Source organism: Binatus soli (SeqCode) (genome assembly GCF_050015535.1).
Lineage (GTDB): Bacteria > Desulfobacterota > Binatia > Binatales > Binataceae > Binatus > Binatus soli.
Window position 1 is genome coordinate 64160 of the sequence record NZ_JBEKBF010000001.1, and the last position, 16097, is coordinate 80256.

Genomic DNA, 16097 nt, shown 5'->3' on the forward strand with positions numbered 1-16097 from the left:
CGGCCGAAACTGCAACCAAAACCGCGTGCCTTTCAATCGCCCAGAGCTTACCATCTCCGTTCGGGTCGCGTAGATTCGCGGTGTCACCGCGCGGAGGTCCCAATGGCGGCGGAGCGCAAGGGTGCGATCGATATCTTCAAGGTGGCCGGCATCCAGGTCGCCATCGACTATTCCTGGCTGGTCATCTTCGCGCTGATTCTGTGGTCACTGGCCTCGGGATATTTCCCCAAGGAGTATCCCGGCTATTCGACCGGCAGTTATTGGCTGGTGGGACTGGTTGCGACCATCCTGTTCTTTGGCTCGGTGCTCGCACACGAGCTGTGCCACGCCGCGATGGGGAACCGGCTCGGCGAGGGAGTGCACCGGATCACGCTGTTCATCTTCGGCGGAATGGCGGAGCTCGAGCACGAGCCCAAGAGCGGGATCGATGAGCTCAAGATCGCCGCGGTGGGTCCGCTTAGCTCGCTGGTGATGGCGGGAATCTTCTGGCTGATCGCGCGCGGGATCGGCGCGGCTCCGGCGACGACGCTATGGAAAGCGGTCTTCTCCTATCTCGCCTACATCAATCTGGCGCTCGCACTGTTCAACCTGCTGCCCGGATTTCCGCTCGATGGAGGGCGGATACTGCGCGCCGCGCTGTGGATGCGATGGGGCGATCTGCGCCGCGCGACGGCAGCAGCGGCTGATTGGGGCAACACGATCGCGTGGGGACTGATTGCGTTCGGCGCGATGGAGATCTTCGCGGGCGCGCTGATCGGCGGGATGTGGCTGATATTCATCGGGCTGTTCCTGCGCAGCGCCGCGTCGATGGGCTACCAGAGCATGATCGTCGAGCAGGCGCTCTCCGGCGCGCGCGTGGGCGAGATTATGGTGCGCGATGCGATCGTGCTCGGCCCCGATGAAACGGTCGCAGACGCCATCGAGAACTATTTCCTGCGCTACGGTTTCGGCGGCTTTCCGGTCGTGGCGGATGGAAAAGTGCTGGGCGTGGTGACTCTTGCGCGGGTGCGCGAATGTCCCGCGTCCGAGCGCGCGAGCAGGCGCATCAGCCAGGTTATGCGGCCCGCCGATGGGACAATCGAGATAGCACCCGGCGCCGGCGTCACCGATGCAATCCGGCAGATGGTGGCTGCGGACATCGGACGGCTGCTGGTCGTCGATCAGGGCAAGCTGGTCGGGCTCATCACCCGTACCGGCGTAACGCGCTACGTGCACACCAAAACGCTGCTCTCGACGCCCGCCAGCACGGCAGCTTAAAACGAGTCCACTATGTCGAGCGCCTCAACAGCGCTGAGAACGGCGGCGGCGGCGGGAGGCCGGCGCGGGCTAGATCAGCGGGCGTGTCCAAATCGAGATTGATTCCCGGATCGTCCAGGTCAACGTAAGCCACCCGCGACGCATCGGCATTCACGACGAACCGCGCGCCCTCTTTTTCAGGAGCGGAAAGGATCTCGGCGAACAATGCGCGGTCGAAAATCACCGGATGCCCCCGGCGGCCATCGTGGCGCGCGATCACAATCGGCTTGCCCGTTCGATTGTACGAATCGACGATCGCTCGAAACGTTTCGAGGCGCACCATCGGATGGTCCCCGAGATGCACAATCGCGCCCGCCGAGTCCGGTTGAACAGCACCGAGCCCGACCTTCAACGACGACAGTTGTCCGCGCGAATAGTTCGGATTCTCGGCGATCGCGATACGCGCGTCGCGCGGAATCGCGGCCCGAACGCGATCGCGATGCGCCCCGATCACAATCACGAGCCGCGGCACCACCGCGAGCATCGTCTCTGCTATCTGCTCAATAAAGGTCCGCCCGCCGATCTCGAGGAGCGGCTTCGGATAGCCCATCCGGCGCGACTCGCCCGCCGCCAGGATGATTCCTTCGAGCTGCCGCTTCATCGTGTCGACCTAAGCGCCGGACGCCGCATCGATGCGGGCTACTTCGAGCGTTTGAGGATGCCGAAACGCACACCGAGCGTGAAATCGTCGCGCTCGCCGGTGCGGCGTTCGCGAATAATCTCCGCGATGATCGAGATCGCGATCTCCTCCGGCGTCTCGCCGCCAATCGTGACGCCGAGCGGCGCATGAAGGTCGCCGAGCCGCTCTATCGGAACCCCGCTCTCGCCGATTCTCTCGAGCGTGGCCTTCACCCGGCGGCGCGAACCGATCATCCCGACGAATCCGCACGGCTGCATCAGGGCCGCACGCACAACTTCCTCGTCGAAAGAATGACCGCGCGTGACGGAAACCAGATAGCAGTGGCCGTCGAGCGCGAGCGAGTCGATCGCGGCCTTGAAAGGTTTGACGATTATTTCGTCGGCATCCGGGAACCGCTCGCGGTTCGCAAACGATGCGCGATCGTCGATCACCGTGACGTGAAGCCCGATCATCGCTCCAAGCGCACACAACGGCGCCGCGATATGGCCCGCGCCGGCGATTATCAGCCGCTGCGCACCAACGATCGGATCGACGAACAGGCGCACGCCGCCATTGGGTTCGAGACGCGTGATGGGTTGAAGCCCGCCGGCGCCATCGATTTCGAGCAAGGTGGGAATCGCGCCGTTCGTTCGCTCAACGATTTGTGCGAATTCCGCCGCGGGCAGATCGATCGGTCCCGCACCTCGCGCGCCCGCATCCCGCGGATCTATAAACGTCCGCGACCCGGCCGGCATTTCGCTCCGCGAACCCGGATCTACCACCGTCAGCAGTGCGCCGGGAGCGCTGCGGCCGGCGGCGTCGGCCAGCTTGCGGGCGATTGCCAGGTCGCGGGCCGGGGACCACAGATCGACGAACACGTCCATTATTCCGCCGCAGGTACCGATCTCGGGCTGGTCGAAATCGCCGGTGAGATCGACTTCCGCAAGCCGCGCGCCGCTTTCGTCGCCTTCTTCAAGTAATACACGAGCTTTTCGAAAGACCTCGGCTTCGCCGCATCCACCGCCGATGGTGCCGAACTGCCCGTCCTCGCGGACGATCATCTTGGCGCCGACTTCACGCGGCGTAGAGCCGCGAACGTTCACCACCGTTGCCAGCGCAAATGGCTGCCCGCGCTCCAAGGTGCGCAGCGCTTCAGCCCAGATTCGATCCGAACCACTCATTTGAACCCGTGATTAGAACTTACCAGAACGCGCACTCGCGATGAATGCGGTCGCCGGTGTCAGTGGGAGGTTTCGCGCAGATGGCGGAGAATCTCGCGGGCATGAAGCAGGCTGTCCTCGGCGGATTTGTAATCGCCGGATTTGATTGCCACCTCGCCCTTCTGTTCCAGCTGGCTCGCGTCGAAGAGCTGCTTGCGCTTGACGGGATCCGTGGGTCCGCTGTCGCGCACGTGCGCAAGCTCGAGCGACACCTGGCGCTCCATCTCGACCAGGTCCGGCGGCGGCGAAGCGGCCCGCGCCGGGAATACGCCAACAAAAGTTGCGATTGCGGCAATCGCCGTGAAAAGTCGTGCGCCCGCCCTCATCAAGACGGAATTGTCATTGAATCGATCGAGGTTTTCCAGCCCCTGAAAGCTGACCGAAGTTGACGGAACGCGACGAGAGCAGGCGGCGCAGTCTCAGAATGGAAAGCCTCACAAGCCGGGAGCAACTGGCGCCACGACCGGTTAAGGGGTGGTATCTTCTGCGACCGTACAGGAGATGCTGCCATTCGGACCCGTAGCCTGGGTACATGTGCACAGACACTCATTGATATCCGGAAGTGGTGGTCCGTCGAGCTGTAGCGCAAGGAATTTCGGGACTCCGGTTGCGGCTCCAACGCGGAGGGCGGCTCCGTTAGCGGTGGGGTCAGCCACGCTGCAGGATGCACAGGCGCTTGCGTCACATCGGCTTCCTTTGGGGGCGGCCGGATGGTACGGGCCGAACACTTGATATCCCAAGCTATCCGAGCTGCCTGGCGTCGCGTCAGATGAGATCGGGCATGAGCAAATTATCTCATCATCCTGGAGCCGGCCGGCGAAGCCCGGGAACTTTTGGCCCGTGCTGCTCTTGAAGCAAATGCCACCGTCACATTGGCCAAAGGCTACCGGCGCGATCACCCCACTTCCCGCGTCAGCCGATCCAGGGCAGGTGTAGACGGCCGCGGGACCACCCTTCTCCACATTCTCCGGCAGGCTGAAGGTGCTCACCATATAACCATTCGTCTTGCCCTGCCGGTTCACATCACAGACATTTTGCTCGCTGACAGGGTTCGAGTAGCTGAGCTGGAGACTGATGCTGTCACCTTGCAAGATAGCGCACTTGCAATAGGCGACTCCGTCGTAAACGAAGCAAGTCGCCGCGGCGCAGAGCGCGTATTGCTGGTTTTTGCAAATCACGAAGGGGGGCTCGGGATCGAGCGACGGATCCGGATGGAAGCCGAACGCTGATACCGCGGTGAAGAGTTGGACGGCCGCCATGACAGATATGGCCTTAAGGAACCAACGCATAATCTTAGATAGGGTGCGGGACGGATAGCCGGTGCGGATTCTCGGCGATCCCATAGCGAAGGAGCATCCGGTAGAGCGTCGAGCGCGAAACGCCCAGCAAGCCGGCGGCGCGCCGTCGATTTCCCTCGGTCTCTTCGAGCGAACGCATCAGGGTCTTCTTGATCATGTCATCGAGCAGGAACCCCGGCGGCTCGCCGCCGAAATCTATGGTGGGCAAGCGGCGCGCGACTGGCGCGGTCGCGTGGTCGTTGGCGGACGATTGCTCGTGCGGGTACAACAACTCGGCGCCGGTTCCGTTTACGATCTGCTCGGCGAGATCGGATACGCCGATGCTGCTGCTCTCGCTTAAAATCACGGCGCTTTCGATCGCATTGGAGAGTTCGCGGACATTTCCCGGCCATTGATATGCGCAGAGGATCTCGATGGCGCGGCGCGAGATTTCCGAGACATTTTTGCCGAACAGACGATTGTATTGCTCGATGAAAAATCCGATGAAGGCTGGGATGGCCTCGCGCCGTTCTCGAAGGGGCGGGATAAAGATCGCCGAAGCGCTCATGCGGTAGTAAAGATCGTCGCGAAACTGGCCCGCTCTGACCATCGCGTGCAGGTCGCGATTCGTCGCGGCGACCAAACGGAGATCAACCTTGTAGCAATGCGACGATCCGACCGGCTGAACCTCGTGCGTCTCGACCGAGCGCAGCAGCTTGGGCTGGAGCTTGAGCGGCAATTCGCCGATCTCGTCAAGGAACAGCGTGCCTCCGTTGGCGGATCGGAAGTATCCCTGCGACTCCTCGCGTGCGTCGGTGAAGGCGCCGCGAACGTGGCCGAATAACTGCGACTCGGCCAACGATTCGACGAGGTTGGAGCAGTTCAGCGTCACGAAGGGACCGTTTGGAACCGGACCCAGCGTGTGGAGCGCGCGCGCGACCAATTCCTTTCCCGTTCCGGATTCGCCTGAAATCAGCACGGTCGCTTTGTACGGACTCAGCTGCGATACCGACTTTAAGACCTTGCGCACCTGCGCCGATCGTACGACCATGCCGCCGAGCCGGTCCGCACTGCGCACGAGATGGTCGAGCGGAACCATCTCGTTTGCACGGTCCCCGTTGGCAGCCGTCCCGGATGCGGGCTGAGTTCCTGAAGCCGATTGAGTATCTGTATCTTGCACAGTGCTCCGTCTTTGGCCTGTAGTCACAGGTCAACCACAAGGTTTCAGAGCAAATGACGGGCCATCGGCTCGGAATCGGGACACTCATTGAACGGTTGTCTGTAATAGGCACAACTGCGCGCTGCGCCGCATACGGCGCTCGATGCGGCATTTCGATGGCGTCGAGCAGTCGGAATGCGACATCGGTTTGCCGCTACTCGCACGCGGCGAGCAGGCGGATTAGTCGGCGCGCGTCAGCAGCGCAGGCAAGTCGCGCCGGCCGGTGAGCTGGAAGTCGGGGCTGGTATGGCGGGCGGTGAGCGTTCTGTTGTAGCGATTGATCCAAACGGATCGTGATTACCTGGAAAGTGCCCGCATGATCTGAATCATGGCGGGGCCGACGATCACGCTCATCATGGCGGGCAAAATGAACAGCACCAGCGGGAAGAGAATCTTGACCGTGGTCTTTGCCGCCGCTTCTTCGGCGCGCAGGCGGCGGTTGTTGCGCAGCGTGTCCGAGATCGAACGCAGCGCGGGACCGATTTGCGCGCCCAGCTTTTCGCTCTGCACCAGCGTCGCGGCCAGCGGTTTGATGTCGTCGACGGCGGTGCGAACGGCGAAACTTCTCAGCGCCTGGCCAAGCGAACTGCCGGCGGCGAGCTCGGCTGACACGATCGACAGCTCGGCCCCTATTTCCTGATTTTGGCGCTGCGTTTCCGATCCGACGATCTTGATGGCTTCGCTGAGGCCGAGACCGGCTTCGACGCAGACCACCAGCAAATCCAAAACGTCGGAGAGTTGGCTGGCGATTAACTGCTGACGGTTTCTGGCCTTGCGGCCGATATAGTAGCTGGGTGCGAATGCGCCGGCGCCCAGACCGATCAGCATGAACAGCAGCGGCTTGATGCCGTGGAAGCCAAGCGCGATCGTGACGACGAGCGCAAGGAACGCAGTTCCCGCCGTCGATGAGAGGCGGGCGAAGTGAAAGGTGCGGACGGCGCCGGGCCCGGGAAAGCCGGCGCGAACCAAGGTCTGTGCGAGCTTCTCGCGCTCCGGAGTATTTGGCGCGGGTTCGGGAAGATGCCTGGCGACCCATCGAAACAGCGAACGCGCGAAGGTCTTGGATTCCATGTCGAGATGGGCGGGATTTCCATAGGCGACGCGCATCTTGACGCCGATCTCGGTGATGCGCTCGTCAAACGGGCGATTAATCCCGTAGATCGCCGCGTAGATCGCGAGGAAGATCGCGCCGAACAGAACAAACACCGTCAAGCTTGCATAGATGGCCGGCATCGCAGTTATTTCAGTACTTCACCTTCAGGAGCTTGCGAATTGACAGGAACGCCAGGGCGTCAAGCACGCAGGCAACTTCGAGAATCTTTTGGCCGGTCGGATCGTAAAAGAGCGTGTTGGTATAGCTTGGCTGGATGACGCTGAACGCAGCCAGCATCACGATCGGCAGGAACCCGACCAGTATCCCGCTCATTCTGGATTGGGCCGTCAGCGCCTTGATTTGCTGTTGCAGGCGCTGGCGGGTGCGAACGATTTCCGAGAGCCGTCCGATTATTATCGCCAGCGAGCTGCCGACCTCCGATTGCACCCGCACCGCGACGACCAGCAGGCGGAGATCATCCTGCGGCACGCGCTTGAGCATCTCTTCAAGCGCCCGCGGCAGCGGCAGCCCCAGCCGGCTCTGTTCGATAGCAGAGCGGAATTCTGTGGAGATCGGATCGGCGAACTCTCCGACCACGACTTGCAATCCGCGCAGCAGCGTATGGCCCGCTTCGAGTGACGATTTCATCAAATCAAGCGCGTATGGCAGTTGCTTGGCGAATGCCTTGAGGCGCCGCTGCCTGCGCACCCGGATATAAACTATCGGCAGGCTTGCCATAGCCGCGCCCACCGCGATTGACACCAGTTCCATCCCCCAAATCGCCTCGCCCGCGAACAGGCCCGCCGTGAACATCAGCAGGATCACGAGCAGCACGTCGCTAATGCGGGCGTAGATTCCGGCCTGCCAGAGGTTTTCCTCGAGCTTCTGGAGCAGATCGAGCCGATAGAACCTGTTTAGAAATTCGCGTCCGGTCAGGTGGTAACGATCGGTCCTGGTGATGTCGTCGGCCGGGATTGCGTTGGGCCGCGACATCCGCCGCATCACGGAGCGCGTGACGCGGGGCCGATTGCGCCGCATGAACAGCAGCGCGCAGGCAATCAGCACGAAGCCCGCGGCCGCAGCCGGAATCAACAGGTCGCCGAGGTTCATCGCGCAGCCATCTTGATCACCTTCGATTCGGTCTTGTATCCGGCCGTTTCGAGGCGCTGCGTGTAGGTTGAACGAATGCCGGTCGATTGAAAGGCGCCGTTGATTTTTCCTGCCGGCGTGGTGTCGGCGCGGACAAACTCGAACAAGTCCTGCATCATGATCATCTCGCCTTCCATGCCGCTGATCTCGGAAATCCTCATGACTTTGCGCGAACCGTCGGACAGCCGGCTGACGTGAACGATAATGTTGACGGCAGAGGCAATTTGCTGGCGCATCGCGCGCTGCGGAATCGACATTCCCGACAGCAGCATCATCATCTCGAGCCGGCCCAGGCATTCGCGAGGACTGTTGGAGTGGATGGTGGCGATAGAACCGTCGTGGCCGGTGGACATCGCCTGCAACATGTCGAAGACTTCTGCGCCGCGGACCTCGCCGACGACGATTCTGTCCGGGCGCATTCGCAGACAGTTCTTGACCAGGTCGCGCTGCGTGACCTCGCCGCGGCCTTCAAGATTCGGCGGCCGCGTCTCGAGCCGCACGACGTGAGGCTGTTGCAAGGAAAGCTCGGCAGAATCCTCAATCGTCACGATTCGCTCGTCCTCGGGAAAGAACGCGGACAGACAATTGAGCATCGTGGTCTTGCCCGAGCCGGTACCGCCGCAGACGATTACGTTCAGACGCGCTCGAACGACAGCGAGCAGAAACTCGACCAGGTCCCAAGTGAGCGCATCCTTTTCGACCAGCGCGCCGATGTCGAAGCGATGCTTGCCGAAACGCCGGATCGACAGTGACGGGCCGTCGAGCGCCAGCGGCGGGATGATCGCGTTGATACGCGAGCCGTCGGGCAACCGCGCATCGACCATCGGCGACGACTCATCGACGCGCCGTCCGACGCGAGACACGATCCGATCGATGATCATCATCAGATGCTGGTCGTCCTGGAACACGATGTCGGTGGCGTGCAGCTTGCCGCGCTTTTCGACGTAAACCTGGTTGTAGCCGTTGACCAGGATGTCGGTGATTTCGTCGTCGCGGAGCAACGGCTCGAGGGGACCCAAGCCGAGCAGCTCGTTCTTGAGTTCCTCGATGAGCCGGCTGCGGTCGGTGTCGGTCAGGAGGCGGCCATCTTCATTGAGAATATCGTTGATAGCGGCGGTGACTTTGGCGGAGACCATCGCAGGCTCGAGGGTCTCGAGCTTGGATACGTCGATGGTCTCGAACAGTCTGTTGTGAACTTTGACCTTTAAGCGGCGCGAGCTATCCGCGATCGCATCCTTGCGCCGGCGCACTGCCGCGCCGATAAGGGAGCCACCGCCGCCGACAATCTCCGGCGGGCGTCCGCCCCTGGGGGCATTCGATAGCCTGTCCGTGAGTCTCATCTTGCATACCTCATCGACTTCAATGCGTGGCGAAGGCGGATTTGAGCCGCGACATAAATGTTTCCTGAAGCGGGGCCGGTTCCGTACGCGGCATTACCAGAGCTGCGAGATCGAGCATCGCGTGCGCGACCGGGGACGACGGCGCGAGCTGGAAAAGGTCCTGCGCCTTCATCTCGATAGATTCGAAAGTCCGGTCGTCGCTTGGAATCTTCGCGTAGATGGATCTGGCGAGAGTTGCTTCGATCGCCTTCTCGGTCAAAGGATGCGACGGACTATAGCGATTGAGAATGAAGCGCGGCTCGAGGCTGGTCAGGTCCAGGCGCTCGAACAGATCGACGAATCGCCATGCGCATCGCGCCGCCGCGATCGACTGATTGAGGACGTAAAATAGATGCTCCGAGCGCTCCCACGCCGCGACCGCGTTTTCGTCCACGTGGTCGCCGCAATCGACGATCACGTAGTCGAACAACTGACGAATCAGATCGAGCACCGTGCCGACCGTGATGTCCGAAACCAGTTCGCCTTCTTCTATTCGCTTGGGCGCGGCCAGCAGATAGACACCCGATTGATGCCTGGTCAAGGCGGATTCGAGCTGGATCGAATCGAGCTTACGCTCCAGCCGCACCAGCGGCATGATTGTCACTTCCGGATCGAGGTTCATAAAGACCGCCAGGCCTCCGGTCTGAAGATCGAGATCGACCAGCGCTACGCGTTTATGCAACGACTCGAGCGCCAACGCGAGGTTGGCAGCCAGCGAGGTCACACCGACACCGCCTATCAGGCTGGTGACGGAAATGACCACACCGCCCTCGTGGCGCTCGGTGCGCCAGCGCGCCTCGCTTATTTTCAGCAGGGCGCGGGTGGCCTCTCCCGGGTCGAGCGGCATGAAGAGAATCTCATCGGCGCCCGAGCGCAGTGCTCGCTTCATCAGCCCGGCCGAGCGCGCGCCAAGGACGGCGAGCAGACTTGGGCGCGGCGAATGGAGCGACTGGCTCTGGAGAAAGCTCAGAGCAGCCTCCTCGTTGCCGTTGACCATCACCAAGGTTGCGTCGGGCGGCGCGGCGGCATTCTCGGAAAGATTCGCGGCGGTGGCAGTTTCGCCCTCGACGATCTCGAGTTCAGGCTCAGCCAGTGCCGCCAGCACCGTCTTGAGCTGGCTGCGCTGCTCGCCGGGATCGCCGACCAGCATGACCTTCATCGTGCTGCGACGACCCTCACTCTTTAATCCGACAACTGGCACTCGATCTTTCTCCTGGGTATGGCCGCCTGGAAGCGGGGAATGTTCGTGCGTATGTTCTTGCGTACCCTCATGGCTTCCCCCCTTATTGCCACCTGCGATCACTGAACTTCATAGGTCTTCGGCGCCGGTACATGCCCCGGATCCCCCGGCCCGATAGGCGCCGCGAATGCGCTCGCGGTCCATCCGGCAAAGCTCGCGGACGAAGCAGGCTTTGCGGCCGAGACCGGAGATTGCGGTGCGTCGGGCAATCCCGGAGGCGCAGGCAACTGCGGCTCCGAAATGGCAGGCGCGTCCTGATGCGCTTGAACGAAAGAACGCGCTCCCACGCCGGAATTGACAAAGGTAATCTCCTCCGACGATGTGCCATTGCGCATCACTTCCACTTCGACTCGAAGCGGCGTGGGTCCATGCACTGGGCGCGCGCCGAGCGCCGCTGCCGGCTGCTGTTGCATCACGGGCAAGGTCGGGCCGCCCGCATGCAAAAGCTCGCCGACTGCGATTCCTCTGGTCGCGACAATTTTGCTGTCGCTGTAGTTGCGCATCGCCAGACGCAGCATTCCCTCATGGCTCGCAAGGGTAAGTTTTTCGGCGTCGGTCGGAGTTACCAACAGGGTCACGACCTTTACTACTTCCGGCTCGTCCTTGACGTGTTCGATTTCCTGGGCGACAGCCAGAACCTCGATGTTCTGGAGAACGATCCGCGAGAAGGACCCCTCGCTCGGGCCAGTGCCCGAGACCGCGACCAGGATGTCGACGCGCGTGTGTGGCGCGACAAAGCCTGCGATGTCCGCGACCTCGTCCACCGGCACCGACATCGCACGCATCCCGGCTGGAATCAGCAGCGGCATCACGCCGGAGGTCTTTTCGCCCATGAACAGCTTGCTCGCGACAACCGGCTCATTGGCGACGAACTCGCTCCTGGCGAACGAGCCCGCGACCGCCTGCGGATCCGTGAACGCGCCCTGCGGAACGCCGTCGCGTGCCCAGCGAACCACTTTGACGGCGTCGGGCTCAAGTTTCGCGCCGAGCGGTATGTCCTTTGCCGCGACCACGATTTCGACCGTGTGCGCCATCGCGCGCTGGACTTCGGACTCGCGTTTTCTGATCGCTGAAAAGACCACAATCGCGGCCAGCACCGCGCCCATTCCTGCAAGGATTACGAAACCTATAGGTCGTTTCATCTATGCCCCCGTTCTTGTGCGACCCGCCGGTGCGGACCGCCAGCACCAGCAGAATTCAATCGCTCACGCTCCCATTACGACCTCCGTCGCGAGCTGCGCCGAACCGGGCGAACTCGGAGCTTCCTGAAGTCACTGTTTCCCTCGCATCGACCCGTCACTTCGTCTGCAAAGAAACCCTGATTTTGCGCGGCGGGGCACTCGGTCCCCGCCGCTTATCCCGCGCGCCGGGTTTCGGCCTCGCGGGCTTGGGGGCTGGTCTCACGCAGCCTCCAGACTCGCGGTCACGTTAATAATGATCGAGTTGATTCCGCCTTCGAGGCCTTCATACGCGATGTAACCGGCCACCCGATCGCCGCGATAATCAGCACATACTCGGTCATCGTCTGGCCCGCTGGGCCTTCACGAACCCGAACAATGAGTTTGTTGACGTAGTTCATTGCCGATGCCCCTCTTTGTGCGTTGCCTCAGCGCAATCGACTGGTTGCGAGAACCAGCGTTCTTACGCAGCCTTCAGCGTCGCAGTCACGTTGGTGATGATCGTGTTGATTCCGCCTTCGAGGCCTTCATACGCGATGTAACCGGCTACCGCGATCGCCGCGACAATCAGCACGTACTCAGTCATCGTCTGGCCCTTCTTGCTCTCGCGAACCCTGACCATGAGTTTGTTGATGTAGTTCATTATTGATTTCTCCTTTGCGCGTTGCGTCAGCGCAATCGATTTGTTCCACGTTACCCGGCAGTTGACCGCGGCGCTTGTGTTGCCTGCCAAATTCATTTTGTTTCTGCAATGAGCCCAGCTCTTCCGCTTAGATCTCCGATCCGTTCAGCATTCGGCTCACTGCCCCGTAGTGAGGTTTAGGTGCACCACTCATGCCAGCCGTTGCTTCGAGAGAAAGTTAGACGTAGCCGCCCAAAGAAAGAGCGAGCGGGCCAATCTGAGACTGCCTGTGTCCCATCGCGATACATCGAATGATTCAATCGCCGACGCGGCATCCCTTCTTCATCTTGAGGAGTAGGCAATCGGCTGCCGCCTTTGCCATAATCAACTCATGCCTCGCTACCGCCGCACATCTATCCTGCGCTACGCTTCGCCGTGCCTCCGCTCCGTCAAGTAAGAAGGCGCCATGCCGGCATCAACGAAAACGAATTCTCTAACCGAGCGCCCCGCGTGGAAGGCATTGCAGGCGCATTACAACCAGATCCACAGCCGCCACCTGAGAACTCTGTTCGCCGAGGATCCTAAGCGCGGTGAACGGCTCGTCGTCGAGGCGGCCGGCCTGTACTTCGACTATTCCAAGCATCGCGTGACCGACGAGACTCTTCGCTTGCTGCTCGCATTGGCCGAAGAGGTGGGACTCCGCGGGCGCATCGACTCGATGTTCCGCGGCGACCAAATTAACGTGACCGAAAAGCGGGCCGTCCTGCATGTCGCGCTGCGAGCGCCGCGCAGCGCTTCAATCGGCGTCGATGGCGACGACGTGGTGCCCAAAGTCCACGCGGTACTCGATCGCATGGCGGATTTTTCGGCGGGCATCCGAACCGGCTCCTGGAAAGGTCACACCGGCAAGCGTATCCGCAACGTGATCAATATCGGGATCGGCGGTTCCGACCTCGGCCCGGTCATGGCGTACGAGGCGCTGCGCCATTACAGCGACCGTAATCTGACCGTGCGCTTCGTCTCCAACGTCGATGGAACCGATTTCGCCGAGGCCACGCGCGATCTCGACCCGGCCGAAACGCTATTCATCATTTCGTCGAAGACTTTCACCACGCTCGAGACGATGACCAACGCGCAGACCGCGCGGAGTTGGAGTCTCGCCGCGCTTGGCAACGACCAGGCGGTGGCGAAGCATTTCGTCGCGGTCTCGACCAACGCCGCCGCAGTGGCGAAGTTCGGAATCGACACGAAAAACATGTTCGGTTTTTGGGATTGGGTCGGCGGCCGCTACTCGATGGACTCCGCGATTGGCCTTTCCACGATGATCGCGGTCGGCGCCGACAATTTCCGCGCGATGCTGTCCGGCTTCCACGCCATCGACGAGCATTTTCGCACTGCGCCGTTCGCGCGCAACCTGCCGGTCCTGATGGGCCTGCTCTGCGTCTGGTACAACGATTTCTTCGGCGCGCAAACCGTCGCGGTGCTGCCGTACGAGCAATACCTCAAGCGCTTTCCCGCCTATCTCCAGCAGCTAACGATGGAATCGAACGGCAAGCACGTCACGCTCGAAGGCGCGCCGGTCGATTATCAGACTGGACCGATTTACTGGGGCGAGCCCGGCACCAACGGCCAGCATTCGTTCTACCAGCTAATCCATCAGGGGACGAAACTTATTCCGTGCGACTTCATCGGTTTCTGCCGAGCGCTGAATCCGCTCGGACGCCATCACGATCTGCTGCTCTCGAACGTGTTCGCGCAGGCCGAGGCGCTGGCATTCGGGAAAACGCCCGACCAGGTCAAGGCCGAAGGCACGCCGGATTGGCTGGCGCCGCATCGCGTGTTCGAGGGCAATCGTCCCTCGACGGTAATCCTGGCCGACGAGCTAACTCCCGAAACGCTCGGCAAGCTGGTCGCGCTCTACGAGCATAGCGTGTTCACCCAGGGCGCAATCTGGAACATAGACTCATTCGATCAATGGGGCGTGGAACTGGGCAAAGTCCTGGCGCAAAAAATCATCCCGGAGCTGGAATCTCCTGCGGAACCTCCACTAGCCCACGACAGCTCGACTAATGCGCTGATTCGCCGTTACCGCGCGCGCCGCAAGAGCTGATGACCGTCCGCCGCGATTGTCGCGGCTCGCCACCGGCCGCCCGGGGTCGTAAAAGGAACATCGGAGGACAACTAATGAATTTCAAGATCCACATCCCGCCCGTCGACGAGCATCTTCCTGACAGCGAAATCCATTTTCTCGAAGATCGTATCAATGAGTACAACGTCCAGCGGACTGGTATCAGAGACGGCAAAATCCTCTCTTACCTGGTGCGCGAGGAAGACGGAACGATCATTGCCGGCCTCTACGGTTGGACCTGGGGTGGATGCTGCGAAGTTCGCTATCTTTGGGTACGGTGGGACTATCGCAATCGTGGATACGGCAAAGGTCTGATGGCGGCCGCGGAGGCCGAGGCAATTGCACGCGGCTGCGGCCAGATGGTCCTGGACACTCACAGCTTCCAGGCACCGGGCTTTTACCAGAGTCTCGGGTTTGAGATTGTCGCCACTCATGCCGACTATCCGCGGGGCCATCAGAAGCACTACCTGAGAAAAGCTCCTTTGGGATCTTGATCACCTCTCAGATGTCAAAGAGGCATCGGACAAGCGCGCCGCAGTTGTCCCGCCGCCACGCATGGCATCCACCGCCGCGCCTGCCATATGATTTCACTCAATCCGGCGGCCGTTCCGATCGATGCATCGGCCGCAGCGGCATTTTGGAGGAAGTTAGATGATGCACCTGGTCGAGGTCCGGATGACGCGAAATGTAGTCACCGTAAGACCGGGCGATACGCTCGCTGCCGCAGCATCCAAAATGAAGGCGGGACCATTTCGCCGGCTGCCGGTCGTCGAGGCAGACCAGCTGGTCGGGATCGTGAGCGAATTTGACTTAAGACGCTACGCGGACGCGCTCGACTCGACGCTCGTCGAAACCGCGATGACGCGCGATCCGGTCACCGTGATACCCTCGGAAACGCTGGAACATGCGGCCACCCTGATGCGCGAGTACAAGGTCGGCGCCCTTCCCGTTATGCACCTGGGCAAACTCGTCGGCATCGTTGCGGCAAAAGACCTCATGATGCCCGAGCCGCAGCCACTGCCGGAATGGGACCCGCGCGCGCACCGCAAGAGCTAGTCTCGATGCCGATCGCCATGATTCTCGCGGCTCGCGGCTAGCTGCCCGGATTTGTTAGCGCGGCATTTTCGTGCCGCCGCTGTCATTGAATTGCCGCCGTCCGCACGCTCAGTTCTCTTTCAACCAGCCCATTTATTCACCGCGCGCGGCATAAATCTTGAACTGGAAGAACAAGGCGCTGCCAAGGCAGTGAAGTGAGAAGGGGAATCTGTGAGCGAAAAGATGCCTGCGAAACGGAACTTCAGCGACAGATTACTTTGGGCTGGCTTTGCCGCGGCGATCGTTGCCGCAGTGCTAATCGGGGGGACTGCCTATAAAGACGCGAACGAGTCCTACGCCTGGAGCACGTGGATAACTCACACACAGGATGTTCTCGGTGTTCTGGACGACACTCGAGGGAACACCCTCGCCGCGCTCGCGGCAATTCAAAACTACTACCAGAGCAACGATCCGCGGAACCTGGATCGCGTTATCGATATCGCCTCCAAACTCAAGCGCCAGTCGGTAGTACTCCGGTCCGTGACCCTGGATAACGCGTCCCAGCAGAATCGACTCGATCAATTCGATCGGATTGGGCGGCAAATGACAGCGCTCTCTGAGGACATTATTCGTTCGGCTCCG

Annotated in this window: 15 protein-coding genes; 4 read left to right on the forward strand and 11 right to left on the reverse strand. The window is 61.3% G+C overall.

The window, feature by feature from the left end; genetic code table 11:
* Nucleotides 1-102 precede the first annotated feature (102 nt).
* Entirely contained in the window at nucleotides 103-1257 is a 1155-nt protein-coding gene (locus tag ABR989_RS00305; RefSeq protein WP_428124986.1) for a CBS domain-containing protein, read from the forward strand.
* Nucleotides 1258-1267: 10 nt separating this feature from the next.
* On the opposite strand, the gene ABR989_RS00310 is transcribed toward ABR989_RS00305, so the two are convergent.
* The 10 genes from ABR989_RS00310 to ABR989_RS00355 all read right to left on the reverse strand — a co-directional run bounded on the left by ABR989_RS00310 (nucleotide 1268) and on the right by ABR989_RS00355 (nucleotide 12409).
* Entirely contained in the window at nucleotides 1268-1897 is a 630-nt protein-coding gene (locus ABR989_RS00310) for a nucleotidyltransferase family protein (protein ID WP_428124987.1), read from the reverse strand.
* A gap of 38 nt (nucleotides 1898-1935) precedes the next feature.
* Complete coding sequence (locus tag ABR989_RS00315; RefSeq protein ID WP_428124988.1) at nucleotides 1936-3096, reverse strand: XdhC family protein; 1161 nt, start codon at nucleotides 3094-3096, stop codon at nucleotides 1936-1938.
* 59 nt (nucleotides 3097-3155) lie between these two features.
* A complete protein-coding gene (locus ABR989_RS00320) occupies nucleotides 3156-3461 on the reverse strand; it encodes a hypothetical protein (RefSeq protein ID WP_428124990.1) in 306 nt (101 codons plus the stop codon).
* 967 nt (nucleotides 3462-4428) lie between these two features.
* On the reverse strand, nucleotides 4429-5511 hold the full coding sequence (locus ABR989_RS00325; RefSeq protein ID WP_428124991.1) for a sigma 54-interacting transcriptional regulator: 1083 nt from the start codon (nucleotides 5509-5511) through the stop codon (nucleotides 4429-4431).
* A 417-nt stretch (nucleotides 5512-5928) separates the two neighbouring features.
* On the reverse strand, nucleotides 5929-6864 hold the full coding sequence (locus ABR989_RS00330; protein ID WP_428124993.1) for a type II secretion system F family protein: 936 nt from the start codon (nucleotides 6862-6864) through the stop codon (nucleotides 5929-5931).
* A 10-nt stretch (nucleotides 6865-6874) separates the two neighbouring features.
* Nucleotides 6875-7834, reverse strand: coding sequence for a type II secretion system F family protein (locus ABR989_RS00335; RefSeq protein ID WP_428124994.1), 960 nt, complete (start codon nucleotides 7832-7834; stop codon nucleotides 6875-6877).
* A complete protein-coding gene (locus ABR989_RS00340; protein ID WP_428124996.1) occupies nucleotides 7831-9213 on the reverse strand; it encodes a TadA family conjugal transfer-associated ATPase in 1383 nt (460 codons plus the stop codon). The genes ABR989_RS00335 and ABR989_RS00340 overlap by 4 nt, the downstream gene beginning before the upstream one ends.
* A gap of 19 nt (nucleotides 9214-9232) precedes the next feature.
* Entirely contained in the window at nucleotides 9233-10411 is a 1179-nt protein-coding gene (locus tag ABR989_RS00345) for a CpaE/TadZ family protein (protein ID WP_428124997.1), read from the reverse strand.
* A gap of 140 nt (nucleotides 10412-10551) precedes the next feature.
* A complete protein-coding gene (gene cpaB, locus ABR989_RS00350; protein ID WP_428124998.1) occupies nucleotides 10552-11634 on the reverse strand; it encodes a Flp pilus assembly protein CpaB in 1083 nt (360 codons plus the stop codon).
* Between the two features lie 499 nt (nucleotides 11635-12133).
* Nucleotides 12134-12409 carry a Flp family type IVb pilin gene (locus tag ABR989_RS00355; RefSeq protein ID WP_428124999.1) on the reverse strand — a complete coding sequence of 92 codons (276 nt, stop codon included), beginning with the start codon at nucleotides 12407-12409 and terminating at the stop codon, nucleotides 12134-12136.
* Between the two features lie 349 nt (nucleotides 12410-12758).
* Here ABR989_RS00355 and pgi point away from each other — a divergent pair, with 349 nt between their 5' ends.
* From pgi to ABR989_RS00370, 3 genes are all read left to right on the forward strand, one after another.
* The gene (gene pgi / locus ABR989_RS00360) at nucleotides 12759-14402 is read left to right on the forward strand and encodes a glucose-6-phosphate isomerase (protein WP_428125000.1); all 1644 of its coding nucleotides are present in this window, start codon (nucleotides 12759-12761) and stop codon (nucleotides 14400-14402) included.
* 74 nt (nucleotides 14403-14476) lie between these two features.
* Entirely contained in the window at nucleotides 14477-14914 is a 438-nt protein-coding gene (locus ABR989_RS00365; protein ID WP_428125001.1) for a GNAT family N-acetyltransferase, read from the forward strand.
* Between the two features lie 157 nt (nucleotides 14915-15071).
* Nucleotides 15072-15476, forward strand: coding sequence for a CBS domain-containing protein (locus tag ABR989_RS00370; RefSeq protein WP_428125002.1), 405 nt, complete (start codon nucleotides 15072-15074; stop codon nucleotides 15474-15476).
* Nucleotides 15477-15770: 294 nt separating this feature from the next.
* Here ABR989_RS00370 and ABR989_RS00375 read toward each other — a convergent pair whose 3' ends face one another.
* Nucleotides 15771-16058, reverse strand: a complete 288-nt coding sequence (locus tag ABR989_RS00375; protein WP_428125003.1) for a hypothetical protein — start codon at nucleotides 16056-16058, stop codon at nucleotides 15771-15773.
* Between the last annotated feature and the right edge of the window lie 39 nt (nucleotides 16059-16097).

Excerpts from the sequence above, each read along its gene's own strand:
- ABR989_RS00345 (WP_428124997.1), bottom strand. The coding sequence starts at position 10,411 with ATGAAGGTCATGCTGGTCGGCGATCCCGGCGAGCAGCGCAGCCAGCTC.
- ABR989_RS00325 (WP_428124991.1), bottom strand. The coding sequence starts at position 5,511 with ATGGTTCCGCTCGACCATCTCGTGCGCAGTGCGGACCGGCTCGGCGGC.
- ABR989_RS00315 (WP_428124988.1), bottom strand. The coding sequence starts at position 3,096 with ATGAGTGGTTCGGATCGAATCTGGGCTGAAGCGCTGCGCACCTTGGAG.
- ABR989_RS00365 (WP_428125001.1), top strand. The coding sequence starts at position 14,477 with ATGAATTTCAAGATCCACATCCCGCCCGTCGACGAGCATCTTCCTGAC.
- ABR989_RS00320 (WP_428124990.1), bottom strand. The coding sequence starts at position 3,461 with ATGAGGGCGGGCGCACGACTTTTCACGGCGATTGCCGCAATCGCAACT.
- ABR989_RS00340 (WP_428124996.1), bottom strand. The coding sequence starts at position 9,213 with ATGAGACTCACGGACAGGCTATCGAATGCCCCCAGGGGCGGACGCCCG.
- pgi (WP_428125000.1), top strand. The coding sequence starts at position 12,759 with ATGCCGGCATCAACGAAAACGAATTCTCTAACCGAGCGCCCCGCGTGG.
- ABR989_RS00355 (WP_428124999.1), bottom strand. The coding sequence starts at position 12,409 with ATGAATTTGGCAGGCAACACAAGCGCCGCGGTCAACTGCCGGGTAACG.
- cpaB (WP_428124998.1), bottom strand. The coding sequence starts at position 11,634 with ATGAAACGACCTATAGGTTTCGTAATCCTTGCAGGAATGGGCGCGGTG.
- ABR989_RS00370 (WP_428125002.1), top strand. The coding sequence starts at position 15,072 with ATGATGCACCTGGTCGAGGTCCGGATGACGCGAAATGTAGTCACCGTA.
- ABR989_RS00335 (WP_428124994.1), bottom strand. The coding sequence starts at position 7,834 with ATGAACCTCGGCGACCTGTTGATTCCGGCTGCGGCCGCGGGCTTCGTG.
- ABR989_RS00305 (WP_428124986.1), top strand. The coding sequence starts at position 103 with ATGGCGGCGGAGCGCAAGGGTGCGATCGATATCTTCAAGGTGGCCGGC.
- ABR989_RS00330 (WP_428124993.1), bottom strand. The coding sequence starts at position 6,864 with ATGCCGGCCATCTATGCAAGCTTGACGGTGTTTGTTCTGTTCGGCGCG.
- ABR989_RS00310 (WP_428124987.1), bottom strand. The coding sequence starts at position 1,897 with ATGAAGCGGCAGCTCGAAGGAATCATCCTGGCGGCGGGCGAGTCGCGC.